Annotated in this window: 17 protein-coding genes and 1 tRNA gene; 11 read left to right on the top strand and 7 right to left on the bottom strand. The window is 67.4% G+C overall.

All coding sequences use genetic code 11. The features are described 5' to 3' along the window. Positions 1–18: 18 nt before the first annotated feature. Positions 19–660, top strand: coding sequence for a peptidase M23 (locus L0965_RS01000; RefSeq protein WP_232783968.1), 642 nt, complete (start codon positions 19–21; stop codon positions 658–660). Here the strand turns inward: L0965_RS01000 and L0965_RS01005 are convergent. Together L0965_RS01005 and L0965_RS01010 are read right to left on the bottom strand one after the other, a co-directional pair. Next, on the bottom strand, positions 633–1,793 hold the full coding sequence (locus tag L0965_RS01005) for a low temperature requirement protein A (protein ID WP_101305350.1): 1,161 nt from the start codon (positions 1,791–1,793) through the stop codon (positions 633–635). The genes L0965_RS01000 and L0965_RS01005 overlap by 28 nt on opposite strands. Positions 1,794–2,080: 287 nt before the next feature. Beyond that, positions 2,081–3,307, bottom strand: coding sequence for a DUF2130 domain-containing protein (locus L0965_RS01010; RefSeq protein ID WP_101305351.1), 1,227 nt, complete (start codon positions 3,305–3,307; stop codon positions 2,081–2,083). A gap of 192 nt (positions 3,308–3,499) precedes the next feature. Here L0965_RS01010 and L0965_RS01015 point away from each other — a divergent pair, with 192 nt between their 5' ends. The 7 genes from L0965_RS01015 (at position 3,500) to L0965_RS01045 (ending at position 20,626) form a co-directional block, all read left to right on the top strand. Beyond that, a complete protein-coding gene (locus L0965_RS01015) occupies positions 3,500–5,476 on the top strand; it encodes a hypothetical protein (RefSeq protein ID WP_101305352.1) in 1,977 nt (658 codons plus the stop codon). Between the two features lie 9 nt (positions 5,477–5,485). Next, positions 5,486–7,126: a class I SAM-dependent DNA methyltransferase gene (locus tag L0965_RS01020; protein ID WP_198553665.1), complete on the top strand. Its 1,641-nt coding sequence runs from the start codon at positions 5,486–5,488 to the stop codon at positions 7,124–7,126. Beyond that, positions 7,123–8,319, top strand: coding sequence for a restriction endonuclease subunit S (locus L0965_RS01025; RefSeq protein WP_157831547.1), 1,197 nt, complete (start codon positions 7,123–7,125; stop codon positions 8,317–8,319). The genes L0965_RS01020 and L0965_RS01025 overlap by 4 nt, the downstream gene beginning before the upstream one ends. Before the next feature lie 71 nt (positions 8,320–8,390). Beyond that, positions 8,391–9,710: a hypothetical protein gene (locus L0965_RS01030; RefSeq protein WP_101305354.1), complete on the top strand. Its 1,320-nt coding sequence runs from the start codon at positions 8,391–8,393 to the stop codon at positions 9,708–9,710. Then, positions 9,707–10,930: an exonuclease domain-containing protein gene (locus tag L0965_RS01035; protein ID WP_101305355.1), complete on the top strand. Its 1,224-nt coding sequence runs from the start codon at positions 9,707–9,709 to the stop codon at positions 10,928–10,930. Before L0965_RS01030 ends, L0965_RS01035 begins: the two co-directional genes overlap by 4 nt. Next, positions 10,930–14,106 carry a type I restriction endonuclease subunit R gene (locus L0965_RS01040; protein WP_101305356.1) on the top strand — a complete coding sequence of 1,059 codons (3,177 nt, stop codon included), beginning with the start codon at positions 10,930–10,932 and terminating at the stop codon, positions 14,104–14,106. Before L0965_RS01035 ends, L0965_RS01040 begins: the two co-directional genes overlap by 1 nt. Before the next feature lie 10 nt (positions 14,107–14,116). After that, the gene (locus L0965_RS01045) at positions 14,117–20,626 is read left to right on the top strand and encodes a DUF3320 domain-containing protein (protein ID WP_157831548.1); all 6,510 of its coding nucleotides are present in this window, start codon (positions 14,117–14,119) and stop codon (positions 20,624–20,626) included. Positions 20,627–20,841: 215 nt separating this feature from the next. Here the strand turns inward: L0965_RS01045 and L0965_RS01050 are convergent. From L0965_RS01050 to L0965_RS01065, 4 genes are all read right to left on the bottom strand, one after another. Further along, positions 20,842–20,915, bottom strand: a tRNA-Gly gene (locus L0965_RS01050). Between the two features lie 59 nt (positions 20,916–20,974). Then, the gene (locus L0965_RS01055) at positions 20,975–21,712 is read right to left on the bottom strand and encodes a hypothetical protein (RefSeq protein WP_101305357.1); all 738 of its coding nucleotides are present in this window, start codon (positions 21,710–21,712) and stop codon (positions 20,975–20,977) included. Beyond that, positions 21,709–22,173: a DUF6114 domain-containing protein gene (locus L0965_RS01060; RefSeq protein WP_232783970.1), complete on the bottom strand. Its 465-nt coding sequence runs from the start codon at positions 22,171–22,173 to the stop codon at positions 21,709–21,711. Before L0965_RS01060 ends, L0965_RS01055 begins: the two co-directional genes overlap by 4 nt. Beyond that, positions 22,164–22,760 (bottom strand): DUF6230 family protein, encoded by a 597-nt coding sequence (locus L0965_RS01065; protein ID WP_060959737.1) that lies wholly within the window; start codon positions 22,758–22,760, stop codon positions 22,164–22,166. Before L0965_RS01065 ends, L0965_RS01060 begins: the two co-directional genes overlap by 10 nt. A gap of 174 nt (positions 22,761–22,934) precedes the next feature. On the opposite strand from L0965_RS01065, the gene L0965_RS01070 reads away from it, so the two are divergent. The 3 genes from L0965_RS01070 to L0965_RS01080 are packed head-to-tail and all read left to right on the top strand — an operon-like array spanning position 22,935 to position 25,829. Beyond that, positions 22,935–23,525, top strand: coding sequence for a TetR/AcrR family transcriptional regulator (locus L0965_RS01070; RefSeq protein ID WP_060959736.1), 591 nt, complete (start codon positions 22,935–22,937; stop codon positions 23,523–23,525). Between the two features lie 40 nt (positions 23,526–23,565). After that, on the top strand, positions 23,566–24,171 hold the full coding sequence (gene dcd / locus L0965_RS01075; RefSeq protein ID WP_061782197.1) for a dCTP deaminase: 606 nt from the start codon (positions 23,566–23,568) through the stop codon (positions 24,169–24,171). Next, positions 24,168–25,829, top strand: a complete 1,662-nt coding sequence (locus L0965_RS01080) for a BCCT family transporter (RefSeq protein ID WP_101305358.1) — start codon at positions 24,168–24,170, stop codon at positions 25,827–25,829. Before dcd ends, L0965_RS01080 begins: the two co-directional genes overlap by 4 nt. 144 nt (positions 25,830–25,973) lie before the next feature. Here the strand turns inward: L0965_RS01080 and L0965_RS01085 are convergent, their stop codons facing one another. Continuing rightward, entirely contained in the window at positions 25,974–26,639 is a 666-nt protein-coding gene (locus tag L0965_RS01085; RefSeq protein WP_101305359.1) for a hypothetical protein, read from the bottom strand. Positions 26,640–26,728 lie beyond the last annotated feature (89 nt).

Below are 26,728 nucleotides of genomic sequence, written 5' to 3' on the forward strand. Positions count from 1 at the left end.
CGTGGCAGGATGCCGCAGGTGAGCAGCCGCCCGTCGACGTCGCGCCGAGCCGCGGGCCGCCGCCGCCCGGCGGTCAGCGCCCGACGCCGCCGTCAGCTGCGCCGCCGGCGCGCGATCGCGCTCGCCGTGGCCGCCGTGCTCGCCGTGGGTCTGGGGATCGCGGGCGTGGCGATCGGGCGGTCGATCCATCACGCGGCCGTCTGCGCCGAGGCGGACGGCTTCGGTCGGGAGCAGCTCGACAACGCGCGCACCATCGTGGCCGCCGGGCGCGATGCGGGCCTGTCCGCGCGGGATCAGACCATCGCCGTGATGACCGCGCTGGGGGAGTCGAGTCTGCAGAACATCGACTACGGCGACTGGGAGACGGACGGCGTCACCAATCCGGACGGCTCCCGGACGACCTCGATCGGACTGTTCCAGCAGCAGGACGGCTGGGGGAGCCGGGAGCAACGGCTGGACCCGTACACCGCCGCCACGCTCTTCTACCGGGCGATGGTCGAGGACGTGCCCGAGCCGGAGCGATCGGAGACCGCACCCACCGAGGTCGCGCATCGCGTGCAGATCAACCGCGATCCGCAGCACTACGCGCCCTACTGGCCGCTCGCGGAGCGCATCGTGGCGGTGCTGGACGATCAGACCGTCGTCGACACCTGCCTCTGAGTCGCGCCGCGAGGGGCCGGGCCGATCTCGACGGCGACGACCGCGGTGACCGTGCCGGCGGCGGCGGTGAGCAGCATCCCGATCGTCGAGGGGACGAACGTCGCGGCGGCGACGGCGGCCGTCCCGAGCAGCAGGAGCGTGTTGCCGGCCGCCGTCAACCGGGTCCGCAGCGTGAGTGCCCAGATCCCGAGGATGAACAGCGCCACGGGCACGGTGAGGGTGGCGTGCGCGGCGATGTCGGACAGGTGGGCCTCGCCGCCGATGGCGTCGACGGCGATCTCGATGCCCGCCGAGAAAGCACCCGCCGCGGCGAAGATGACGTAGTGGAAGTACCCGTAGCGGAGGGAGGAGGCGAGGGTGCGGATGTGTCCGGTGTGCTCGCGGGAGAAGTACACCCACCACATGCCCGCCGCGATGACCAGCGCCGCCGCCGACACGACGATCAGCTCGGCGAGGTGGTCCTGCTTCTGCACGGCCTCGATGATCGCGCCCGCCGAAGCGAGGATCGACTCGCCGAGCAGGATCAGGGTGAACAGGCTGTAGCGCTCGGTGATGTGATGCGCGTTCCACGGGGCGTGGTCGCGGTGCTCGGCCCAGATGGGCACGAGCGCCTCGGCGAGCACGAGCGCGAAGAAAGCGATCGTGCCGGCGCCCGGGGGCAGCAGCAGGCGCAGCACCCACGCGACCTGCACGAGGGCGATTCCGCCCGCGTACCTCAGGCACACGCGGCGGTACGCGGGTACGGATGCCGCCGCGCGCAGCCACTGCCCGACCATCGCGAGGCGCATGATCACATAGCCGAGCGTCACGATCGTGAAGTCCTGGTGCTCCATCGCGGCGGCGCTGCCACTGGCCAGCACCAGGACGCCGGCCATCTGGACGATCGTCATCACGCGGTACAGCCAGTCGTCGACGGCGAACGACGTGCCGAACCAGGTGAAGTTCATCCACGCCCACCAGACGGTGAAGAACACCATGATGTAGCTCAGGACGGCGACGCCCAGCGCGCCCTCCGACTCCATGTGGTGCAGCTGCTGCGACGACAGTGACACGGCGACCACGAAGACGAGGTCGAAGAACAGCTCCAGGGGGCTCGCGGCGCGGTGCCGTTCACCGGGATCGCGGGCCGTCATCCGGCGGAGGCCGAAACGAAGGGGTGGTGCGGCGTCCTGCGTCATGCTCCCGCGCTCCTCGCTCGCGCACGGTGCGCGACCCGCGGGAAAGATACCAAGAGGCGCTGCGCGCAAGAAAGTGGAGGGGCTGACGGGAATCGAACCCGCGCTGTGCCTCGCATTGGCAATTGGTAGCTGCGGGTCTCGCGCTGTCGCCTGGACAAGCCGCTTCCTCGCCTCGCTGTCGGAGGACGACGATGTTGTGGAGCGCGGTGACGGCCGTGCCATCGGCTTCCCACCGCGAAGCGCTACGCAGCATCTCTTTCGTCGGGCGTGTCCAGCTCGGCGAACTTGGCCGCCATGGTCGGGTTCCCCTTGGTCAGCTTCTTGACCGTGAGTGCAGCAGCCTTGTCGTTCGCGAGGCGGAGGTTGTTCTCGGAGCTGAGCAGGTTGTCCTTGACCTTCTGGAGCCGATCGATCGCGTTGTCGATCTCCTTGATCGCGGTGTCGAACTTGCCCTTGGCGAGCTGGTAGTTGCGACCGAACGCCGACTTGAAGCCTTCGAGCTCTGACTCGAAGTCGGTGATGTCGATGTTCTGCTTCTTGATCTGTTCGAGTTCGGCCTTGACCACGATGGTGTCTTGCGCGGCGTTGCGCAGCAGGGCGATGATCGCCAGGAAGAACTGCGGACGAACGACGAACATCTTCGGGTACTCGTGCGAAACATCGGTGATGCCGGCGTAGAGCTCGGAGTCTTCTTCGAGCATCGAGACGAGCACCGCGTACTCGCAGCCCTTGTCCTTGCGGTCCTTGTCGAGCTTGGCAAAGAAGTCGCTGTTCCTCTTCTTCGTGGCCGTGGCGTCGGACTCGTTCTTCATCTCGAACATGATCGACACATACTCCACGCCGTCGTCGCTGAAGTCTCGGAAGACGTAGTCGCCCTTCGTGCCGGCGGAGGCGTCGTTGTCCTTCCCGAACGTCGCGTAAGGGAACGCGAGAGAGCGCATGCGGTTGAACTCGACCTCGCAGTGCTGCTCGAGGGTCTCGCCGAGGAGCTTTACCGACAGCTTCGCCTTCATGTCCCTGTAGCGGGCGATGAGTTCGTCCTTCAGGGCGAGCTCCTTGGCGTGCGACTCCGTGAGCGCGGCTTCCTTGACCTTCTGCTCGGCCGCCTGGAGATCCAGCTTGCTCTTCGCCTCGTGGAGGTTCTTCTCCGCCGCCGACCGAGCCTTCGTGACAGCAAGCTCCTGGTCGGTCGCCGCCGACTTGAGCGCGGAGGCGAGCTGCTGGATCTCGCTGTCCTTGGCAGCGCTCGCCTTCTGCGCCTGCTGTGTTGCGTTGGCTACAGCGAGAGCGATCTCGGTGGCCTTGGTCTTCTCGGCTTCCGCGAGACGTGCGTGAAGCTCGTGCTCGAACTCGGCGGTTCGCACCTGCTGCAGGATGTCGGCGTACTGCGCCTCGTCGATGGTGAAGAGGGTGCCGCAATGCGGGCACTTGATCTCGTTCGCAGATGTGGTCGGTGTGGTGTGGGTCATGGGTGTCTCCAAAGGGGCGGAAAACGGATCCCGCAGGCGGGGCGGCCCCAACAGTGCTCCGCCTGCGACAGCGACGTGATGCCGCCAAGCAGATCGTGGGTCACAGGGATGTCTGCGCACAAAAAAGGCGCTGATAAGTCGCCTTATCATGTGATGAGGACCAAATTCTCAATGTCGGAGTAGGTTGGCTTCATGTCCACAGCGCCTTCGCTCCTCATCGACCTGGCCGGCGTCGCCCGGCTGGCGGGTGTGCAGCGACCCGTGGCATCGATGTGGCGGTCGAGGTTCGCGTCGTCCCCGGATCCTTTCCCGCGGGCGATCAACGTCGAGGGCGGCCGGGCCGGTTTCGAGGCCGAGCAGGTCGCCGACTGGCTTGTGCGCACCGGACATGGCAACAACCCGGAGGCACGTGGGGACGCGGCGGCGGCTGCAGCTCCCTCGGACTTCTCCTTCTCCGACGAGGTCGCCGTCGCCGAGCTGCAGGCACTCATTGCGCTGTGCGCGCAGGTCGACGACCTCGCCGAACTCACGCGTTCAGAGGTCAAAGAGGCCGCCGCCGCGGCCGACCCTGAAGATCGCTTGCTGCGGCGTGAGATCTTCGCTCACGTGGACCGGGGAGCGCCGTGGCTCGCCTACGCCACCCGCCTTGTCGATGCGGCGTACTCGTCGTCGGCCGCGCTGGCGCTTGTCGCCCGCCGCCACGCCGCTTCGGACCGGGTTGCGGGATCGGCTGGGCCGCTCGTTGCCGACGCGATCGCCCTGGTCGCCGACGCTGCTCTTGCCCTCGCCGGTGAGGACGCCGTTGTGACGCTGGATGCGAGGGACGCCGCGCTGTCCTCGTCGGTCGCGAGCCGGCTCGGTGACGACGTGAACATCGTTCTGCCGCTCGGCGCGGAGTCTCGCCACGTCCGACGTCAGTTGCTCGTCGATGATCGTTGGGTCGCCGACGAAGCCGACCCGGCGCGCAGCTGGGTCGTCGTCGCCCGTGTTCCTTCTGGTCGTGGCGAGGACGTGGCCGCGATCTTGCGAGCGGTGGACGACGTCTCCCTCTCGCTACGGAGCGCGGATACCGCGGTTGTCATCGGCCCAGCGCGGGCGCTCGTCGACCCGTTGGCGCCCACCGAAGAGCAAGCGCGCGCAGACATCCTTCGCTCCGGCCGGGTGCGAGGCATCGCGCGCCTGTCGGCCGGGCTCGTCGACAGCGCGGTGCGCGAGTCCCTCGCTCTCTGGATACTCGGCGAGCCAACAGCCGAGGTCGCACCCGCGCAGCGAATCACCGCGGTCGCAGATCTCACCGGCGTGAAACTCACCCCCGCGACGCGCGCCGACCTGATCTCGGACCTCATGGCGGGCATGGGCAGCGGTCAGGGTCTGCGCGCGCATCAGTTCCGGTTCGCGGCATTTGTGCGCACGACGTCGCTCCAGGCACGAAGCGGCTCCCTGGTGGCATCGGCGACGCGAAGACTCGCAACTTCGACCGAGGACGCGGCAGAGCTTCCTGCCCTCCTCGACATCGCGGCCCAGGCGGTTCGCTCCGACATCGAGCCGATCGAGATCGTGCCCGATCCGCACGACGTCCCGCTCGCCACGTCCGTGGCGGAGCTCATCAATGCCGGACACTTGAGGAGGGTTCAGGGCACCCGCCTTGACCCTGATCTGCTCGGTCCGGAAGGACTCATCGTCGTGACCGCATCCGATCTCGACGCGCCCGCATCGATCGGCCGCATGCGCGTCGACCAGCTCGCGTTCGCAAGCCGGCACCCTTCGGCGCAGCTGACGCGCCCCGGCGACGTGATCTTCCGCACCAGCCCCACCGCCGCCGCGTGGGTCGATACCGACGGCTCGAAGGTCGTCGCCTACCCGGCCCGTGTGCTGCGCATCAAGGCCGCGGATCCCGGTGGCCTTGTGCCCGAGATCGTCGCCGCAGACATCACAGGCGCGCCCGCCGCGCCTGGGGCGTGGACGCGATGGACGCTGCGTCGCGTCGCCCCGCGCACGATGGCACCGCTCCGACAAGCCCTGGCCGACATCACGACCGCCCGCCGAGACCTCGAGGCTCGCGCCGCGCGCCTCACCGACTATGCCGCCTTGATCGTCGCCGGCGCGACGTCGGGCGCGGTGACCATGATCGACTTGGACCACGCCGCGGATGCGGCAGACACGCAGTAAGGATCATCCATGCCCCGCACACCGAAAGCCGCGCCCGCGGCGCCGTCGACCATGAAAGAGCTGAAGGACACGCTCTGGAAGGCGGCCGACAAGCTGCGCGGCTCGATGGATGCCTCCCAGTACAAGGACGTCATCCTCGGCCTCGTGTTCCTGAAGTACGTCTCGGATGCCTTCGACGAGCGACGCGCGGGTATTCGCACCGAACTCGCCGCCGACGGGTACGACGACGACCAGATCGCGGAGCTGATCGACGACACCGACGAGTACACCGGACGCGGGGTGTTCTGGGTGCCTGCCAACGCACGATGGGGCTTTCTCGCCGAGAACGCGAAGGGCCTCGGTCCGTCGATGGACGCACCCGAGAAGTCGATCGGCGCGCTCATCGATGAGGCGATGGATGCCGTGATGCAGGCGAACCCGCAACTGTCGGGCACATTGCCGCGCATCTTCAACCGCGACAGCGTCGACCAGCGCCGACTCGGCGAGCTGATCGATCTGTTCAACTCGGCGCGGTTCACGGCGCAGGGCCAGGGCGGGATCGACGGGCGGCGCGCCCGCGACCTGCTCGGTGAGGTGTACGAGTACTTCCTCGAGAAGTTCGCCGCTGCGGAGGGTAAACGAGGCGGGGAGTTCTACACGCCCGCCGGTGTCGTGCGCGTGCTCGTCGAGATGCTCCAGCCCACGCACGGGCGCGTGTACGACCCCGCGTGCGGGTCGGGTGGCATGTTCGTGCAGGCTGAGAAGTTCATCGACGCCCACCACGGCGAAGGATCCGACATCTCGGTCTACGGGCAAGAGCTCAACGAGCGCACGTGGCGCATGGCGAAGATGAACCTCGCCATCCACGGGCTCACCGGCAACCTCGGCCCGCGCTGGGGCGACACGTTCGCCCGCGACTTGCACCCCGACCTCCAGGCCGACTTCGTCATGGCCAACCCGCCGTTCAACATCAAAGACTGGGCACGCAACGAGTCCGACCCGCGCTGGCGATTCGGCGTGCCGCCGGCGGGCAACGCGAACTACGCGTGGATCCAGCACATCCTGTCGAAGCTGGCACCCGGCGGTCAGGCCGGCGTCGTCATGGCGAACGGCTCGATGTCGTCGAACTCGGGTGGTGAGGGCCAGATCCGCGCCGAGATCGTCGAAGCCGACCTGGTCTCCTGCATGGTCGCGCTGCCTACTCAACTGTTCCGCTCCACCGGCATTCCGGTGTGCGTGTGGTTCTTCGCGAAGGACAAGGGGAAGCGCGCAGGCGAGGTGCTCTTCATCGACGCCCGGAACCTCGGCCACATGGTCGACCGCGCCGAGCGCGCGCTCTCGGATGAGGACATCGCCCGCATCGCCGACACCTACCACGACTGGCTCGGCCGCCCCCCGGTCGTTGAGCGGGAGAGCGAAGCGACCGAGTCGAAACGCCCGACCGCCTACGAGAACATCCCCGGGTTCTGCTACTCCGCGACGCTCGCCGAGATCAAGGCGGCAGATTACGCACTGACGCCGGGGCGCTACGTCGGGGCGGCTGAGGCTGAGGACGATGGCGAGCCGATCGATGAGAAGCTCGCACGGTTGCGGACAGAGCTCGAGGCGCAGTTCGCGACGTCGGCGCGGCTCGCCGACGTCGTGATCGCGCAGCTGAGGAGGGTCTCATGATTCGTTCGACTCTCGCGGGGAAAGTCGAACTGCACCGGGGACAGTCCTACAAGAGTGCGCTTCTCGACGAACCAGGGCCCTACCTTCTCGGGCTCGGAACCATAGCGCGGAATGGTGGTTTCTCAGAAGGGTCGCTTCGAACGTATGGTGGCGAGTCACCTGACCGGATCCTTTTGCGCCCCGGCGACCTCTACCTTTCGCTGAAGGACGTCACACACAAAGCGGAGTTGCTCGGTGCTGTGGCACGTGTTCCCGCGGATGTACCGCTCGGGAGACTGACACAAGATACGGTGCGCCTCCAGGTCACGAGCCCCGAAGTCGATGCTGACTATCTCTATTGGCTCCTTCGGTCACCTGACTACCGCGCCTATTGCCGGATGCGAGGAACGGGCACAACCAACCTCGACCTGAGTCGCGCGGACTTCCTTGGTTATGAGTTCTTGCTACCTGCCGTTCCTGAGCAGCAGGCGATCGCCGAGGTGCTGGGGGTCCTCGACGACAAGATCGCCGCCAACACCGCCCTCGCCGCCAATACAGAGCAGGTTCTTAGAGCCGAGATCGACGTGGCGTGGTTGCGCAGAGAGGACAGATCATCGACACTCGCCGAGTTTGTTGAATTGAATCCGAAGGTAAGTGTTCCGCGCAGTAAGTCCGCGGTCTACGTAGACATGAAGCGGCTTCCCGAGTCGGGTTGGTCTATCGACGGCTACGACCATCGCGAGCCGAGAGGTGGGGCACGCTTCAGGAATGGTGACACGCTTCTCGCTCGCATCACTCCGTGCCTGGAGAACCGCAAGACTGGCTTCGTCAATCATTTGGAAGATGATGAAGTCGGTATTGGCTCAACTGAGTTCATTGTCATGCGCACGCGCCATGGCATCGCAGCGCCGGTTTCGTTTCTTCTGGCGACGGAAGCACGGTTCCGCGAGTTCGCCATTCAGCACATGATTGGAACCTCCGGACGTCAGCGCGTGGCTGCTTCCGACCTCGCAGCCTTCGAGTTGCCGACGCCCGACTTTGCCTGGCTGGATCAGTTCGGAAGACGCGTCGATGCGCTCTTCGCCGCAGTTGCTGCGCAAGCACGCGAGAACCGCACCCTCGCCGCGACCCGCGACGCGCTGCTGCCGCAGCTCATGTCCGGGAAGCTGCGCGTCCGTGATGCCGAGCAAGCGGTCGCGGCAGCTGGCGTCTGAGCGCGAGCGATGCCGAGAGCCGATACATTCACAGAACTGCACCGCTGCATGAATCTTGGGGGATTCACCGCATGACCGACTACTCCGAACTCCACGAACCACCCGACAGTGGCCCGGGGAATGAGATCGAACTGATCAGCGACGGCGAAGGGCTCGTCGTCATCGGCTCACCGGCGGCCGTCGAGCTCTTCGTCGCGTCGGCGGGGGTGCCGTCGCGCGAGCTCGATCTGCGACGACTGAACTCGGCGGTCGCCAAGGGCGGGTCGGCAATGCAGACCGCGTCGGAGATTTCGGCCAACGCCGGACGGTGGATGAAGCTGACCGAGGAGTCGGCGCGTGCTGCCCACAGCGCGAACCTCGTTCAGCGTTCGGGTGGGCAGTTCGTCCAAGCGACGACTCGCGGGCCGAACGGCCAGTTCGCCAAGAACCTGCAGTTCATCAAGCCTGGAAATGCGGGTGCGTTCCTCACCAACCCCGCGATTCTCGCCGGGGTCGGCGGCATCATGGCGCAGTACGCGATGCAGAAGCAGATGGAGGAGATCACCGAGTACCTCGCGAAGATCGACGCCAAGGTCGATGACATCCTTCGCGCACAGAAGGACGCCGTGCTCGCCGACATGATCGGCGTAGAACTGATGCTCGACGAGGCGATGGCCGTTCGCGCAGAAGTCGGCCGCGTGTCGGAAGTCACCTGGTCGAAAGTGCAGGGCTCGGCCGCAACCATCGCTCGCACACAGGCGTACGCGCTGCGTCAGCTCGATGCGCTGGCCGAGAAGCTCGAGGAAGAGACAAAGGTGGGCGACCTCGCAGGGCTGTCGAAGCACGCGCAGGACACGGTCGTCGAGTGGCTTGCGGTCCTTGCGCGCTGCTTCCAGCTGCAGGACGCGATGGCGGTACTGGAGATCGATCGTGTGCTCGACAGTTCACCCGACGACATCGATAGTCACCGGCTTGCCTTGCATGCGGCGCGCCAGCGACGACAGGATGCGATCTCGAAGGCCACGTCGCACCTCGTTTCGAGGATGGACGCAGCCGCGATGCGCGCAAACGCCAAGGTGCTGCTGAACCCCGTTTCGGCCAAGGTCGTCGTGAAGGCGAGCAACGAGGTCGCGTCCGGTGTCAGAGACCTTCACCTCGCTCTCGGGCTCGCTGACGAGCGCGACTTCCTCGAAGCCCGCCGCTGGTCCGCCGCGGCCGCCGATGTGCGCGATGACATGGTCGGCGCGAGCAAGGTCGGCCTGCAAGCCGCCGGTCGCTTCAGCACCGAGACGCTCGAGAGCGCCCGCATGACAACGGGACGACTGGCTGAGAAGCTCGCGAACCGTCGGCAGAATGCGGAGAAGGCCGCCTCCGCCGCGGCCAAAAGCGACGCCGATGAGGAGCAATCATGAGCTTCGCTGTCGTCGACTTCGAGACCACGGGCATCCTGCCGTCGTACCACCACCGGGTCGTCGAGATCGGTGTCACGCACGTCGAGGATGACGGCACGATCACCGCACGCTGGGAGACGCTGATCAACCCCGAACGCGACCTGGGGCCGCAGAGCATCCACGGCATCCGCGCCGCTGACATCCTGGATGCGCCGGTCTTCGCCGACATCGCCGCGGAGTTCGCCGATCTGCTGCGCGGACGGGTGTTCGTGGCGCACAACGCGACGTTCGATCTGCGGTTCTTGCACGCCGAGTTCGAACGGGCCGGTTACGGGCTGCATGCCGATACACCGAGCGTCTGCACGATGGCATTGGGGTCGAGCTTCGGTCTCGGAGCGTCCTGCTCCCTGGCGCATGCGTGCGTCACGTGTTCCATCGAGCCCGGCCTCTCGCACAGTGCCGGCTCCGATTCGTACGCGACCGCTCAGCTGCTTTCGCACTACCAGCGGGCCAGCTCCACGTGGCCCGGATGGGCGGAGTACTGGCAACGCACGGCAGAGGCCGGGCGGGCGCACGAGTACCCCGTGGGTCGCCGAACCAGTGCAACGGCGAAGCCTCGGTCTACGGCAGCTGTCGCTCCCGCGAGCTTCCTCGAGCGAATCTCGACTGAGTCTGTGCGGGATGCGGTTGAGGGAGCGGCGGCGAGATACACAGCGCTTCTCGACCGCTGTCTGCTGGACGGAATCATCTCGGTGAGCGAAGGCGCACAGCTCGGTGAGGTTGCCACGGAGCTCGGCCTCACGCGAGCTGTGGTCCACGGCATCCACCGCGACTACTTCGTCGAACTTGAGCGACGCGCGTGGGCAGACGGAGTGCTGACGGAGGAGGAGAAGGCGGACCTCCGTGCCGTGGGCGCCTTGCTGCAGCTCGGTACGGACGACATTGCCGCGGCCGTCGATGATGTGCGGCCCGCGGCCGACCCCCTGGATTCGGAAGCATTCGCTCTCGCGACGGGGGATCTGATCGTGCTCACCGGCGACATGGTGCGCCCACGCGACGTGTGGGAGGCGGAACTGCGCGACCGCGGCTACCTGCCTCACCCCACCGTGACCAAGAAGGTCACGCTCGTCGTCGCCGCCGATCCCGACTCGCTCTCGGGCAAGGCGAAGAAGGCGCGCGACTACGGGATCCCCATCGTCAGCGAAGACGGACTCGCGAAGTTGCTCGAAAGGGATGAGTGATGACCGCGCTACCTGAAGCTGCGTGGGAGCAGGACGCTCTCGAAACGCTCGCCGAGCCGTTGGGGTGGCGACCGGCGAAGGGCGATGAAGTCGCACCCGGGAGCGGTGAGCGCGACACGTGGGACGACCTGCTGATCCGTCCGCGTCTGCTCGACGCGCTGCGGCGACTCAACCCCGGAGTGCCTGCCGAGTACTTGCAGCAAGCGGTCGCGGAGATCGCGGCGCCGAAGTCGCAGGATGCGATCACCGAGAACCACCGCATCCATCAGTACCTCGTCAGCGGATATCCGTTGAGCTACATCGACACCGACGGCACCGAACAGAATCCGCGGCTCCGACTGCTCGGCACCGACCCGTCCGACAATGACTGGCTCGCCGTCAACCAGCTGACGCTCCGGCGCGGTGACCTCCACCGTCGACTCGACATCGTGCTGTTCGTGAACGGGATGCCGCTCGTCATCGTCGAGCTGAAGCGTGCTGGCTCGGCATCCACCGGCGTCGCCCCGGCGCATGCACAGCTGCAGACGTATCTGCGCGAGTTCCCGATGGTGTTCCGTTTCTGCATACTCACCCTCGCGACCGACGGCATCGATGCGAAGTACGGCACGCCCTTCACGCCGCTGAACCACTTCGCGCCCTGGAACGTTGACGATGACGGCAAACCGCTCGCGCAGCCGCGGATCGAGGACGGTGTGTCGGTCGAGCCGATCGATGACGCTCTCAACGGCCTGTTCAATCAGGAGCGGTTCCTCCAGCTCGTGCGCAACTTCACGGCGTTCGACGAGAACGCCGACGGCCTCACGAAGCGCATCGCGAAGCCGCACCAGTACTTCGCGGTGACGAAGGCGGTCGGCAGCACCGTGCAGGCCGTCGAGACCAACGGCAAGGCCGGTGTCGTCTGGCACACGCAGGGCTCGGGCAAGTCAATGGAGATGGAGCTGTACGCGAACCTCGTATCGCGGCATCCGAAACTCAAGAACCCCACCGTCGTCGTCGTCACCGACCGCACCGAGCTCGACGGGCAGCTGTTCCAGACGTTCGACCAGAGTCTGCTGCTCGCCGAGAAGCCCGTCCAGGTGCGCGAACGCGCCCAACTGCGCGACGAGCTGCGCAACCGAGTCACCGGCGGCATCTACTTCACGACGCTGCAGAAGTTCGGGCTCACCGAGGCAGAGAAAGCGTCTGGCACGCAGCATCCCCTGCTCACCGACCGGCGCAACGTGATCGTCGTCGTCGATGAAGCCCACCGCAGCCACTACGACGACCTCGACGGCTACGCCCGTCACCTGCGTGATGCGTTGCCGAACGCGACGCTCATCGCCTTCACCGGTACGCCGATCTCCTTCGCGGAGCGCGATACGCGCGCAGTGTTCGGCGACTACATCGACATCTACGACCTCACGCGGGCCGTCGGCGACGGCGCGACCGTCCCTGTCTACTTCGAGCCGCGGCTCATCAAGGTGTCGTTCGCCGAAGGTGCGAGCGAGGACGATATCGACCGTGCCGCCGACGAATACACCGTGGGGCTGGATGACACAGAGCGGGCGCGGCTCGAGGCATCCGTCGCCGTCGTCAACGCCGTCTACGGCGCGCCGGAGCGCATCGAGACGCTCGCGGCCGACCTCGTGCGGCACTGGGAAGAGCGGCGGGAGCGGATGAAGCCTTTCCTCGCCTCCCCTGGCAAAGCCCTCATCGTTGGCGGCACGCGTGAGATCTGCGCGCGACTGTATGCGGAGATCGTGCGTCTGCGGCCCGACTGGCACTCCGACGCGCTGGATTCCGGCAAGATCAAGGTCGTCTACTCGGGGTCCGCATCCGACCAGCCGCCGGTCAGCGACCACGTGCGCCGAGACTCCGAGAACAAGGCGATCAAGGCGCGGCTGAAGGATGCCGACGACGAGCTCGAACTGGTCATCGTCAAGGACATGATGCTGACCGGCTTCGACGCTCCGCCGCTGCACACGCTCTACCTCGACCGACCCCTCAAGGGTGCCCTGTTGATGCAGACCCTCGCGCGGGTGAACCGCACGTTCCGAGGAAAGGAGGACGGGCTGCTCGTCGCGTACGCGCCGCTCGCCGACAACCTCGCGAACGCTCTTGCGGAGTACACGACATCGGATCAGGAGAACAAGCCCGTCGGCCGAGATGTCGACGAAGCGGTTGCTATTGCGACTGAGCTCGTTGCTGAGATCCGCGAGATGCTCGCCGACTGCGATTGGCGAGCGATCGTCGCGCGCGGCGGCTCTCGCGCCTGGCGAACGGCAGCAACGACCGCAACCAATTTCCTGCGAGACGCCGCGAATCCGCTGAACGACCCTGAGCTCGGCATCGACCGGCTGTCGGTGCGATACCGCACCGCGACGGGTCAGCTGGCTCGGGCGTGGGCACTCGCGTCCGGCCGTGACGGACTTGCTGAACTGCACGAAGAGATCGCCTTCTACGAAGAGGTTCGCGTCTGGATGGCGAAGTTCGACGCCGCTGAACGGCAGGCCCGCGACGAACCGATTCCCGAGGAGATCTCGCGCCTCCTCGGATCGCTCGTCGCCGAGTCCATCGCTCCCGGGGAAGTTCTCGACATCTATGACGCGGCCGGGCTTCCGCGGCTGGCGCTCGACAACCTCGGTCCTGACTTCCTCGCCAAGGCGCAGGCGGCGCCGAACGCGCATCTCGCGATCGAAGCGCTGCGCAAGTCGCTGACGGATGCCGGCGCGAGCGCGACACGCGGCAACCTTGTTCGCCAACGGGCGTTCTCGGAACGGATCGCCGAGATCATGAACCGCTACACGAACCAGCAACTGACCTCCGCTGAGGTGATCGCGGAGTTGGTGGAGCTCGCGAAGGAGGTCGCCGCTGAAGCGTCGCGCGGCACCCACTTCTCCCCACCGCTCTCTAGCGACGAACTGGCGTTCTACGACGCCGTCGCCACGAACGAGTCGGCGATCGATGTGCAGGGTGAGGACGTGCTCGCGCAGATCGCCCGGGAGCTCGTCGCCGTGATGCGTCGTGATGTCCGCACCGACTGGACCGTGCGCGATGACGTGCGCGCGAAGCTGCGGTCGTCGATCAAGCGGCTGCTCGTGAAGTACAAGTACCCGCCGGACAAGCAGCCCGAGGCTATCAAGCTCGTCATGGACCAGATGGAATCGATGGCTCCGCGGTATGCGGGGGAGCGGTAGAGGAGTGGGTATGGGGGAGTTCAACGCGCGCGCTGAGATCGAGGCTGTCCTCGACGTGCTCGTCGACGGTCTGGCGCCACTGGTGGCGGCTCGGTTCGACGAACTCGCACCGGGCATGGGTGAGTGGACAGAGGTCATCGAAGCCAGGGACCGTCAGGCGGGTCGAGGCTCGGCGAGGTACAACCCGCGTGACCTGTCGCTGATCCTCCGCGCGTTCACAGAGTCCTTCGGATCGTTCGGGTACCCGTTCGCGGACTCGCTCAGCCGCCGCGGGAGGAGCCTTGCGAGTGAGCTCCGCGACGTCCGCAACCGGTGGGCGCACAACGAGGACTTCTCGACCGCGGAGGCGTATCGCGCGCTCGACTCCGCGGAGATGCTCCTGCGTGATGTCGGGGCAGAGCAGCAAGCAGATGAGGCGCATCGACGCAAGGCTCCGGTGCTCGCGGCCCTCGCAGCGGCATCCGACATCCCGGCATCATCCTCGTCGACAGAACCCGTCACAGTCGCCCCGGTCGACAGTCGTTCGGAGCCGCCCGCGGCAGCGTCGACCGCCGACGAGAGCGACCCGACGGTGAGTTTGCTTCCACAGATGTCTGCTGCGGCAGCGGAGCTTGAAGGCAAGGCTCGCATACATGTACATTCGCTGCCCGACCTGAGCTACGCCCAGGCGCTGAGCGCTATCCCTGTCGTCTCGGAGGTGACGGTCGATTACCGAGGCCCTGAGTTGCGGGCTGCGTCCATCGAGATCGACGCGATCTGTGCGCTCGGTCCGCTGGGGGACCCGAAGGTCGTGCTGGCTGACCTCGACGGTCGCGCACCTTCCGTGCTGCGCGGAGTTGATCTGACCCTCGACCCTTCTCGCATGCTCTCGGTCGAGAACCCGATGCCAGGTTCGATCCGCGTGACGCTGCGCGACGCCGCGGGCGTGCCCGTCGCGCGCCACGAGAGTCCGGTCGCCGTGCTCGCCGGGAATCAGTGGCGAGCAAACCCGTTGCAGCTCGGAATCGAACTTCTGGCGGCATTCGTTCAGCCGAATTCGCCAGCGATCGCACCGCTGCTCGTCGAGGCGTCCGACCGACTTCAGCAGACGACGGGCAGCCCAGCGCTCGACGGATATCAGCAGGGGTCGCGCGAGCGTGTGGATTCGATCGTGGGGGCGATCTACGAGAGCATGCGAGCTCGCGACATTCGATATTCCGCGCCGCCCGCGAGCTGGGGGCTCGACGGGCAGAAGGTCCGGACGCCCGCCGAGGTCCTCGACGGGCGTATCGGTACCTGTCTCGACACCACGGTCACTTTGGCCGCTGCTCTCGAAGAGGCGGGCATCAACTCGACTCTGTGGTTGCTCGACGGACACATCTTCCTCGGCTATTGGCGCGATGATGCGAGTCTCGACGGCCCTGCGCAGATGGATGCGGCAGAGGCCGTCAACTACGTTGGCCTCGGACAGATCGAGGTCGTTGAGACGACGTTCCTCACCGGAGGGGCGTCGTCGAGGCCCTTCGCCGATGCGCGGCGTCACCACCACACGGAGACTCTCGCTCGTGACACGTCGTTGATTCTCGGGATCACCGACATCATGCAATCGCGGCTTTCCCGCATCTACCCGCTCCCGAGTCGCACCGTCACAGAGTCGGGCGAAGTGAAGATCGTCGAGTATGCAGTGCGGCAGGGCCCTGCCGCGCTTCACTACGCCCCGTCCGAGCAGGCAATCGCGGGCGGATCGCTGCGCGACGTCCCGGCGCGAGTAGGGCAGTGGAAGAACGCGCTTCTCGATCTCAGCCTGAGAAACCGACTGATCAACTACGGCGAAAAGGCGGGCTATCCCCTTGCCGTGCCGCAGCCTTCGATCGCTGCGTTCGAGGACATGGTCAATCAGGGTACTTCGATCAGCCTCGTCCCGAGCGACCGGATCCCCACTGTCGATGGAACTCGCGGCATCCGCTATGGACAGGAGCTGTCGGAAGCGATGCGCGCCGCTCAGCTCGCAGAGCGGAAGCAAGTCTACGTCGGGGTGACCGAGGCGGCCTATGCCACCCGATTGCGTGCGCTCGCGTACAAAGCGCGGACCATCCGCGAAGAGACCGGCGCCAACAACCTCTACCTCGCCTTCGGGATGTTGCGCTGGAGGAGTGGCGACCGCGATCTGCGCTCCCCCCTCGTGCTGGTTCCGGTCTCTCTCGAAGCAGCCGGCGCCGGCAGGACGTTCCGAATCACGCTCGACGAATCGGGTGAGTCCACTCCGAACTATTGTCTGCTCGAGAAGCTCCGCCTGAGCTTCGGACTCGATATCCCAGGGCTCGCCAATCCCGCGCGCGACGAATCCGGCATTGACCTGGCGGCGGCGTTCTCAGCGACCCGTCGGGCCCTCGCCGCGGCGCAGTTGCCTTTCACCGTCGACGACACGGTTGACCTGGCGATCCTGCAGTTCGCGAAGTATCGACTGTGGAAAGACCTCGACGACAACTGGGGTGAGCTCGCGAAGAACCCGCTCGTCAACCACCTCATATACACGCCGACCGCGGAGTTCTCAGATCCGGCGCCCGGGCCGAGGAATGTCGACCTCGACGCACTCAACAACGCGGTCCCCGTCGCAGCTGACTCCTCTCAGCTCGAGGCGGTCGCGGAGGCGGAAGCCGGACGGACTTTCGTCCTTGAAGGACCTCCCGGCACGGGAAAGTCGCAGACCATCACGAACCTTCTCGCACACGCTCTCGCGAAGGGGAAGCGGGTGCTCTTCGTCGCGGAGAAGCGGGCAGCGCTCGATGTTGTCAAAGACCGACTGGATGCTGTGGGTATCGGGCCGTTCGCTCTCGACCTCCATGACAAGGGGGCGCGGCCCGCTGCGGTGCGGGCCCAGATCCGTGCCGCGATCGATGCAATCGCAAGGCCCGATGAGGCGGCTCTCAGCGCGAACCGAGCGACAGCGGACTCAAGTCGCGGGGCGCTGAAACGCTACGCGCAGCGACTGCACGAACCCAACACCGCGGGGCTCTCCCTCTACGCCGCGCGCGCGCAGTTGCTCGCATTGGCTGACGATGCGGAGCCGTTGGAGATTCCTCAAGCGCTGGTCGCGTCCCGCGCCGCAGGGGACTTCGACCGGTTGCGTGAGCTCATGCGGACACTTCCTGAGACGGCAGACTTCGCACACCCGTCGCGGCTGCATCCCTGGGGGTTCGTGCCCTCGTCCGTGCAGGACAGTGTCGCGGTGCACGCGGCTGCGCGGGAGTTTGACGCTGCACTGAACGCTATTCCGACCGAAGGCGAAACGCAGACGCTGCTGGCAACTGCCTCGAGCCCGGAGCATCTCGAGCAGTGGGCTGTGGTGGCGAATGCGCCGCGGTTTTCGGTGGAAGCGTTGGATGCGGTCCACGGGCGCGCGCTCACAGGCGAGATCGGAGCGATTCAGGCCCTGTTGGAGTCCACCGGCGGAGCGCGAGGTTGGTTCTCGGCGGTGGGGCCGGAGGTGCTCCTCAGCGACGTTCACGAGGTGTATCGGGCAGCCGTCGCGGCGGACGCCTCGGGATTCTTCGGTCGACGGAAGCGCCAGCGGGCTGCCCTCGCGGGATTCGGTTCGGCACTTCGCGTTGATCCCCGCACCTACCCGGCGCGCGATGTCACCCCGCTCGTCGCGGAGGTTGTCGGCGCCGCCGAAGAGATTGGGTCTCTCCGCGCGCAACTGATCAGTCTCCCGCTCCCGCTTGTGAGTGCGACATGGACTCCGTACAGCGAAGAGGGCACCGACTCGGTCAAAACCTCGCTCGCCTGGGCGGTGTGGCTGGGTGACGCGTTGTCCGGCGGCGGTGCGGACTTCAAGGTCGGTTTGCGACGCAACTATGCTGCTTCGTCGCCTGCCCCCGACCTCGCCGGGGCGCTCACTCGTCTCGCGGCGGCGTGGCGTGGCTTGGCAGCGGCGATCGGCGACATCGATCGTCGCGATGGCGTTTCGGGTGCCCTCGCGGCGTGGGCCCCACCGGGGGAACTCTTCGCGGTCTGGCGTTCGACATCAGGGGGTCGAAACCTCGCGACGTCCGAGCCCGTCACTCTCGACCGATGGCTTGCCTTCCTGCAACACCTCGAGCCGCTACTCGGCTTCGGGATGTCGCGTGCCCACAACTCGCTGTTGACAGGAGCGGTCCCCGCAGACCTTGCGTACCTCGCGCTGGAGCGCGGAATTGCGGATGCGTCGATTCGAGAGCGCGAGGAGTCGCAGGCCATGGTGTCATTCGACGTCGCGGCGCACAACCGTGCCATCACGCGGTTCACTACGAGCGCAGCATCCATCCGTGCCGAACTGCCCCGCGCGATTCCTGCGGAGATCCTTGCCCAGCGTCGAATCGATCCGGCCTTCGACGGCGGGATGATGGGCGAACTCAAACGTCAGTTGGGTCGTCAACGCGGTGGTATGGCGGTCCGTACGCTTTTCGAACACTACGGCGATCTGATCACGCAGATTGCCCCGTGCGTGCTCATGAGCCCGGAGTCGGTTGCCCGCTTCTTCCCGGCTCGCGCTGCGATGTTCGACATCGTGGTTTTCGACGAGGCGTCGCAGATCCGCGTGGCTGATGCGGTCGGGGCGATGGGCAGGGCCGGGTCGGTCGTGGTGGTCGGGGACAGCAAGCAGATGCCGCCCTCGAGCTTCGCGGAGGTCAGTAGCGACATCGAGTCCGACCCCTCGTCGTTCGCGGATCAGGTCCTCGATGAGGAGTCGATTCTCACCGAGTGTGTGCAGGCGCGGGTGTCGCGAAAGTGGCTCTCGTGGCATTACCGCAGCCAGGATGAGGCGCTCATCAGCTTCAGCAACCAGGCCTACTACGACAGTCGACTCTCGTCGTTCCCCGCTCCGTGGCCGCACGCGGGTGACAACGCGCGCGCCGATCATGGGATCTCGCTCGTGCGAGTCGACGGGCGGTTCAATCGCTCCGGTCGCGGCAAGGACCTGCGCACGAACGCAGCCGAGGCAGGGGCCATCGTCCGAGAGGTCACCCGCCGGTTCGAGATGTCCGTCGAGAGCACACCTTCGGTAGGGATCATCACGTTCAACTCGCAGCAACGCACGTACATTGAGGCGCTCCTCCGAGAGTCGCCGAACGAACGAATCGCGCAGGCGCTTGACGAACGGGATGGATTGTTCGTCAAGAATCTCGAGAACGTACAGGGAGACGAGCGAGACACGATCTTGTTCTCAGTCGCCTTCAGCGCGAACGATCGAGGCGTCGTCCCCCTGAACTTCGGTCCGCTTTCGCGGGCCGGTGGGGAACGGAGGCTGAATGTCGCCATCACCCGCGCGCGTCGTCAAGTCGTGCTCTTCGCGAGTTTTGACCCGTCTGATCTGCGAGCTGAAGAGACCTCTTCGGTCGGCATCAAGCACCTGCGAGCGTACCTTGAGATGGCGGCATCCGGTGTCGAGTCGAGCGACGGCATGAGTCGTGAGCGTCTCGTCGACCGTCACCGGGACGAGATCGCAGCTGCGCTGCGTTCCCGGGGGTTTGCGGTGCGTACGGACATCGGCCTTTCGGACTTCCGCGTCGACATCTCGATAGCGGATGCCGCAGAGCCCGCCCTGCCGCTCGTCGCGGTGCTGCTAGACGGGGAGAGCTGGCGGGCGCGTCGAACAGTCGCGGATCGTGACGGTTTGCCGGTCGACGTGCTCAAGGGGCTCATGGGATGGCCCGCGGTCGAACGCGTATGGCTGCCCGAATGGATGCAGCAGCGTGAGGAGACGATCGATCGTCTGGGCGCGGCAGTTGAGGCCGCGAAAGCTGGTGTCGAGGCTGCTGAGCCTGTGGCAGCTGAGGCTACTGGGGTGGCGACACTCCCGGTGTCGAGCGAGGATGACGCTGAGCTTGGTATTCGCGATGTCGCCGACATCGGGGTCGGCGCCGCGCCGGAAGTGCCCGCCCCGGTCAGATCCGCGCCGGCGCCGACATCCGGTGTCGCGAGTGCCGAGCTGCGGCATCCGCGCGTGCGTCAGTTCACGCCCTGGACCCCGAGCAGGTCGGGGTCGATTGAGACCCTCGACGATCTTCCCGATCGTCGGGCCGTGGATCAGGTGCGAACGGTGATCACCAAGATCGTCGAATCGGAGGGTCCGATCCATCGTGAGCGTCTCGCGCGACTCGCCGCAGAGAGCTTCGGACTGAGCCGGGTCGCGCCAGCGCGGATGGATGCCATCCTGCGGTGCCTTTCATCAGATCATGTGCGCGCGGCGGACAAGTCGTGTGCCTGGCCGAGCGGTATCGAGCCTGACCGATGGCGTGATGTCCGAGTGAGCTCGCCGGGTGACGGTCGTCCGCTGGAGCACGTGCCGCTCGACGAGATCGCGAATGCGATGGCTGTCGCCGCGGAGCTCGGAGGCGGGATGGCAGAGGGAGAGCTGAAGAGGCAGGCCCTCAACATGTTCGGCGGCAAGCGGGTGACGGCGGGTATCGACGCAATCCTCACGGCAGCGCTGACCCGCGCGGTGAAAACGGGTCGGATCGCGAGGGACGAACGAGGCGTCTTCCTCGCCCAGGGGTAGGCGGACAGTCGGCTCTTGCCAAAGTCCCTGCGCGAGACGCTCCCGGCCTTCTCGAACGGCATACACCTGCCTCTGGCTGAGGCTGAGCCGACCCGGAAATTCGCGCAGAGGCCACGCATCGAGCCGGTGAGCTGGGAAAGGCCGTTCGCAGCTCGGATTGAAGCTGTTCGAGGACCTATGCGAACAGAGCCGCGCACTTCTGCGAACAACCTTTGTGGAGGGGCTGACGGGAATCGAACCCGCGCTGTCTGCTTGGGAAGCAGAAGTTCTGCCATTGAACTACAGCCCCATGCACCGGGAGGTGCGCGGCCAGCTTAGCAAACCGACCGGAGGCCGCCGCCCGCCCCGTCACTCCGACAGGTGCTGCACCGTGTTGGTGTAGGTGATGGAGTCCGCCGTCGACCCGACGAGACCGAGGGTCACGCCGAACATCGACTCGAGGCCCTCGGCGGGCGGCGGGGTGTCGGCGCCCAGGGTGAGCAGCCGGCCCCCGGGCAGCGTCGCGCTCAGCGAGTTGAGGTAGACGGCCACGTGGCCCTCGAGCGTCATCGTGTCGGCGGTCGTCGTCAGGATCGGGCCGGTCTCGTGGCGGACGGTCAGGCTGAAGCCCGAGATCGTGATGCGGTCGGCTTCGAGCTTGAGCGCGGTGGTCCGCGAACCGTCCGCGAGGGGGACCGTCACGACCGAGATCCCCCGCAGCCCGCTGAACGACAGCGACGTCGACCCGAGCTGTGCGGACGGCTGCGTGAACACCGGCCCGTCTTCGTCGGCGACGGGCGCGACCGCCGGGGGCGTGCTCCCCTCCGACGGAGCGGGAGACGGGGCGGGAGGCGGTGCGGGCGCAGGAGTCCCGGGATCCGGGACGGCGGGGGCTGTCTCCGTGGGTGACGACGACGGCGACGGACTCGGCGACGGCGAGGAGGCGCCGTGGCACGGCAGGATGATCGGGATGCACCACTCCGCCGGATGCGGGGTCGACGCCGCGACCGACGTCGCCGGCACGATCGCGGCCCCCATGACGGCGGGCGTGAGCGCGAGCAGCGCCGCCGCGACCGCCGCAGCGCGGGCGCGCGGACGACCGGTCATCGCGCGACCGCCTCGTCGGGGACGATCGCCCCCTCGGGCTCCCTGTCCGCGTCCGCGTCTGCCTCCGCGGCGGGGTCGGTGCCGGGTCTCGGCATCCACGAGACGGCCAGGATGCCGCCGACGGCCGACAGCAGGAAACCGACGAGGAAGCCGCCGAGGTTGACGCCGACGATCGAGTAGACGCTCGTCGCCAGCGCGATGACGCCGTAGAGGATGCGGTGCGCCGGTGTCGCGATGACCAGGGCGCCGAGCACGATCAGCAGCAGGGGGATCACGACGGCCTGCAACCCCTCGATGCCGAGGTGGATGTGCAGCCGGCCGAAGTCGAGCTGGCTCGATCCGAACATCACGAGGCCGCCGAGGATGAGCAGGATGCCGCCGACCAGCGGCCGTTCGCGCCGCCAGCTCCGACCGCGGCCGGGGGAGCGCGGCGCCCGGGCCGCCCGACGTGTCAGAAGCATCCGGTCGATCCGTCCGTCAGTGTCAGCGACATGCCGGTCAGCGTGAACACGGAGGCCTGCGTGCTCCAGGAGATCTGCTGGAGGTTGTCGATGGTGACGCTGTCGGCATCCTGAGCGAAGTCGCCGACGGAACCCTTCGCCGCCGTGTTGACGGTGGACGCGTCCACGCCGATGCGGATGTTCGAGAACGACGAGTCGCCCTTGAGGTCGGTCATGCCGATCTGCAGATCGGTCGCCGAGGCGGGATTCCCGCCGCCGCCCGCGGTGATCCGCACGCCGACCTTGCCGAGCGGGGTGTCGGAGATCACCGACTGACAGAGGTCGTAGAGCTGGGCCGACGCGATGTTCGCGATCGCGACGTTGTGCGAGCCGCCCGCGGTGTCCTGCGTGACCCCCGCGTACTGCGAGAAGCCGGTGCCCTCGAGCTTGGAGGCGCTGATCTGGAACTGGCTGCCGGAGACGGCGAACGAGACGGGGACGGCGCCCTGCGCGACCCCGCCCAGCAGGAACGTCGAGGCCAGGACGACGGGGACGGTGGCGAGGGTGATGCGCCCTGCGCGGGAGCGGGTCGGGTTCGAGAGTCTCATCGATCCTCCGGATGCCGTGGGCGCCGGCTCCGCTGCCGACGCGCTCGATCATCGACTGTGCGCCGGAATTGACAATCAGTCAATAAGGCCGACCGAGTGTGAGAGAACTCTCACCGACCCCTGCGACGTGGCCCGGCCCCTCGGTGTCGGGGAGCGGCTCGGTAGGGTCGGGACATGTCCTCCGACCAGCGTCGACGCCTGTCGCGGGAGGATCGTCGTGCCCAGCTGATCGCCTCGGGGGTCGCCTTCCTCGTCTCCCAGCCGCTCGACGACCTCACGATCGAGGCCCTCGCCGCGCGGGAGGACGTCTCCCGGGCGCTCGTGTTCCACTACTTCGGCTCGCGTCAGGGACTCCACACCGCGGTGGTGACGACGGCGCGGGACGCGCTGATCGCGGCATCCGCGCCGCGCGAGGAGCTGCCGCCGCGCGAGCGCCTCGACGACACCGTCGCACGCATCGTCGCGTTCGTGCGCGCCCACACCGGGACCTTCTACTCGCTCGTGCGGGGCGTCGCCAGCGGCGACCCCGTCGTGCGCGAGCTCGTCGACGAGGCACGCGACGAGAACGCCCGCCGCATCCTCGACGTCTTCCGGGAACTGGGCCACGCCGACTCGGCGACGCTGCGGGTGGCGGCCCGCGCCTGGGTCGCGTTCGCGGAGGACGTGCTCATCGAGCTCGCCATCGCCTCCGATCGCCCCGCGGAGGAGATCACCGGGCTTCTGACCCGGTCCGCTCTGGCCGTCGCGGCATCCGTCGACGGCTGACCCGGAGGCGGTCGCCGGACACGGCCAGTAGGCTGGCGGCGTGCTGCTCAGCGATCGTGACATCCGCACCGAGATCTCCACCGGACGGGTCGGGCTCGCGCCCTGGGACCCCGCGATGGTGCAGCCGTCGAGCGTCGACGTGCGGCTCGACCGGTACTTCCGGCTGTTCGACAACCACAAGTACCCGTTCATCGACCCGGCCGAGGACCAGCCCGATCTGACACACCTCATCGAGGTGCGGCCCGACGAGCCGTTCATCCTGCACCCCGGCGAGTTCGTGCTCGGGTCGACGTTCGAGCAGGTGACGCTGCCCGACGACATCGCCGCGCGGCTGGAGGGCAAGTCCTCGCTCGGCCGCCTCGGGTTGCTGACCCACTCGACGGCGGGGTTCATCGATCCCGGCTTCTCGGGCCACGTCACCCTGGAGCTGTCGAACGTCGCGACGCTGCCCATCAAGCTGTGGCCCGGCATGAAGATCGGCCAGCTCTGCTTCTTCCGCCTGTCGTCCGCGGCGGAGAACCCCTACGGCACCGGCCCGTACCTCAACCGCTACCACGGCCAGCGCGGTCCGACGGCGTCGCGGTCGTTCCAGAACTTCCACCGCACGGATGTCGGGTCCACCGACGCCGGAGCGCGGGGCGCATGAGCGGGGCGAGCCCGGCGGCGCCGGCGGCCGACCCGCTGGCCTCACGCCCGCTCGCCCGCTGGGTGTTCTGGCCGGCGGCGGCGATCATCGTCCTGGTCACCGCCTTCGCGGTGCTGTTCCCGGCGACCGCCGAGAGCGCGTTCGCCGCGGTGCAGGCCACGATCGTGCGCACATTCAGCTGGTACTACGTGCTGATCTCGGCCTTCTTCGTCGCCTTCGCCCTGGTGCTGGGCTTCAGCCGCTTCGGCGACATCAAGCTCGGCAAAGACGACGACGAGCCGGAGTTCTCGGTCGGCGCCTGGTTCTCCCTGCTGTTCGCGGCGGGCATGGGGATCGGGCTCGTGTTCTACGGCGTGAGCGAGCCGCTCAGCCACTTCGTCTCGCCCCGGCCGGGCGTCACCGGAACCGACGCGCAGCTCGCGCAGAGCGCACTCATCCAGACCTACCTGCACTGGGGCGTGCAGGCGTGGGCCATCTACGTCGTCGTCGGGGTCGCGCTGGCCTACGCCATCCACCGCCGCCGGCGGCCGATCTCGATCCGCTGGGCGCTGGAGCCTCTGCTGGGACGGCACGTGCGCGGCACCTGGGGCAACGTGATCGACACGATCGCCCTGGTCGGCACCGTGTTCGGCGTCGCCACCTCGCTCGGCCTGGGCGTCATGCAGATCGGCGCCGGCCTCTCCAGCGCCGGGTTCGGCACCCCCGACACCCTCATGCAGGTGGTCATCATCGGCGTCATCACCGTCTTCGTGCTGTTCTCGGTGCTGTCGGGCGTCGCCAAGGGCATGAAGTGGCTGTCGACCTTCAACCTCGTGCTGGCGGCGCTTCTGCTGGTGTTCGTGCTCGTCGTCGGGCAGACCGAATACCTGCTGCGGGAATGGGTGCAGTCGATCGGGGCGTACCTGCAGAACTTCGTCGGGCTGAGCTTCACCGTCAGCGCGTTCCAGGGCGAAGCGGGGGAGCAGTGGCAGGCGGCCTGGACCTCGTTCTACTGGGGCTGGTGGATCTCGTGGGCCCCGTTCGTCGGCATCTTCATCGCTCGCGTGAGCAAGGGGCGCACGGTGCGGGAGTTCGTGCTGGGCGTCTTGATCGTGCCGACGCTCGTGGGCATCATCTGGTTCGCGGTGCTCGGAGGCTCCGCGCTCTACCAGGAGCTGAACGCCCCCGGGTCGATGCTGCTCCCGGACGGCAGCGTCGATCTGCAGGGCGCGCTGTTCCAGCTGTTCGCGCATCTGCCCGCCGGGCAGGTGCTGACGATCGGCGCGATCGTGCTGATCGGCATCTTCTTCGTCACCTCCGCCGATTCCGGCGCGCTCGTGATGGGGATGCTGGCGACCGGCGGCGACGCGGAGCCGAAGCGGTGGGTGCGGGTTTTCTTCACGCTCGCCACGGCGGCGCTCGCGATCGCGCTGCTCCTCGCCGGCGGGCTGTCGGCGCTGCAGACCGCGGCGATCACGATCGCGCTGCCGTTCAGCGTGGTCATGCTGCTCATGTGCTGGTCGACCGTCATCGCCTTCCGCCGGGAGCGGCGTGTCTACGACCGTGCGGAGCGTGCCCAGCTCGTCGACTACGTCGGCGAGCACTACGGGCTCGACGTCGAGAGCGGCAACGAGCAGGGCGTCCGGATGCCGTCCTGGTGGCGGCGCACGCCGCGCTGACGCGCGGGGCGCCCGGGCGCGGTCCCGGACTCCTCCAATGGCGTCCCGTGCCGCCGCAGGAACCGCGTGGACGCGGGGCTGCGGCGACGGTGAGGGCGACGATCGGAGGAGTTCGGGACGGGCGCACGGCGGTTCGGAACGAGCTCACGCGCCGGCGGCGGTGCGGCCCTCGCTGAAACCGGCGGCGAAGCCGCGCTCGTACGCGCTCTCCGCGTCGCGCTGACGCGGGGCGTGGTCGCGGCAGCCCTCGCCGTGATGAGCCCGGCCCCGGCCGTGCGCGCCCGGTCCGAAGCCGTGCGCGCCCGGTCCGAAGCCGTGCGCGCCGGGGCCGAAGCCGTGGCGGCGGTGTCGGGGATGGCCCTCCGGGCCGTCGCCGTCCGGAGCGCCGAGCCCACGGGCGACGGCCTCGAGGGTCGTCGTGGCGGACGCGAGGTCGTCGGCCGACACGGCCTCGGCGAGGCGGGTTCCGATCTCCTCCCTGCGGTGGGTGAGGTGCTGGGTGAGTCGCTGGGCGGCGGCGCGGCCGGCCTCGGTCAGCGTCCAGGTGCCGTCGGTCTCGGTCGCCCAGCCGCGCTCGGCCAGCCGGCGAAGGCGCTTGCCGCCGTGCGGCAGGTGCTCCGGCAGGTCGGCGGCGCGCTCGGAGGCGAGCAGGTGCAGCAGTCGCGCCTCGCGCGGGCCGATGTCGTCGGCCGTGAACGCGGCGGCGCGCTCCTGCCAGAGGGCACGAGCGACCCTGCGCACCTCGCGGGCGAAGGCGCGCTGGTCGGGGGCGGCGGGGGTGGTTTCGGGGATGTCTGTGAGGTTCTCCATGGGAGGTCCTTTCGTGAGGGATCGCGGGTGCGATCCATTTGCATGTCAATGTGCATGTACATGCAGTGTGACATGCAATGCCGGAACAT

The organism is Microbacterium sp. NFH-22A-Y (assembly GCF_021401375.1).
Taxonomy (GTDB): domain Bacteria; phylum Actinomycetota; class Actinomycetes; order Actinomycetales; family Microbacteriaceae; genus Microbacterium; species Microbacterium hominis.

Bases quoted from the DNA above. Each gene is read 5' to 3' on its own strand.
- L0965_RS01005 (WP_101305350.1), bottom strand. From the start codon at position 1,793: ATGACGGCCCGCGATCCCGGTGAACGGCACCGCGCCGCGAGCCCCCTG.
- L0965_RS01010 (WP_101305351.1), bottom strand. From the start codon at position 3,307: ATGACCCACACCACACCGACCACATCTGCGAACGAGATCAAGTGCCCG.
- L0965_RS01015 (WP_101305352.1), top strand. From the start codon at position 3,500: ATGTCCACAGCGCCTTCGCTCCTCATCGACCTGGCCGGCGTCGCCCGG.
- L0965_RS01020 (WP_198553665.1), top strand. From the start codon at position 5,486: ATGCCCCGCACACCGAAAGCCGCGCCCGCGGCGCCGTCGACCATGAAA.
- L0965_RS01025 (WP_157831547.1), top strand. From the start codon at position 7,123: ATGATTCGTTCGACTCTCGCGGGGAAAGTCGAACTGCACCGGGGACAG.
- L0965_RS01030 (WP_101305354.1), top strand. From the start codon at position 8,391: ATGACCGACTACTCCGAACTCCACGAACCACCCGACAGTGGCCCGGGG.
- L0965_RS01035 (WP_101305355.1), top strand. From the start codon at position 9,707: ATGAGCTTCGCTGTCGTCGACTTCGAGACCACGGGCATCCTGCCGTCG.
- L0965_RS01040 (WP_101305356.1), top strand. From the start codon at position 10,930: ATGACCGCGCTACCTGAAGCTGCGTGGGAGCAGGACGCTCTCGAAACG.
- L0965_RS01045 (WP_157831548.1), top strand. From the start codon at position 14,117: ATGGGGGAGTTCAACGCGCGCGCTGAGATCGAGGCTGTCCTCGACGTG.
- L0965_RS01055 (WP_101305357.1), bottom strand. From the start codon at position 21,712: ATGACCGGTCGTCCGCGCGCCCGCGCTGCGGCGGTCGCGGCGGCGCTG.
- L0965_RS01060 (WP_232783970.1), bottom strand. From the start codon at position 22,173: ATGCTTCTGACACGTCGGGCGGCCCGGGCGCCGCGCTCCCCCGGCCGC.
- L0965_RS01065 (WP_060959737.1), bottom strand. From the start codon at position 22,760: ATGAGACTCTCGAACCCGACCCGCTCCCGCGCAGGGCGCATCACCCTC.
- L0965_RS01070 (WP_060959736.1), top strand. From the start codon at position 22,935: ATGTCCTCCGACCAGCGTCGACGCCTGTCGCGGGAGGATCGTCGTGCC.
- L0965_RS01080 (WP_101305358.1), top strand. From the start codon at position 24,168: ATGAGCGGGGCGAGCCCGGCGGCGCCGGCGGCCGACCCGCTGGCCTCA.
- L0965_RS01085 (WP_101305359.1), bottom strand. From the start codon at position 26,639: ATGGAGAACCTCACAGACATCCCCGAAACCACCCCCGCCGCCCCCGAC.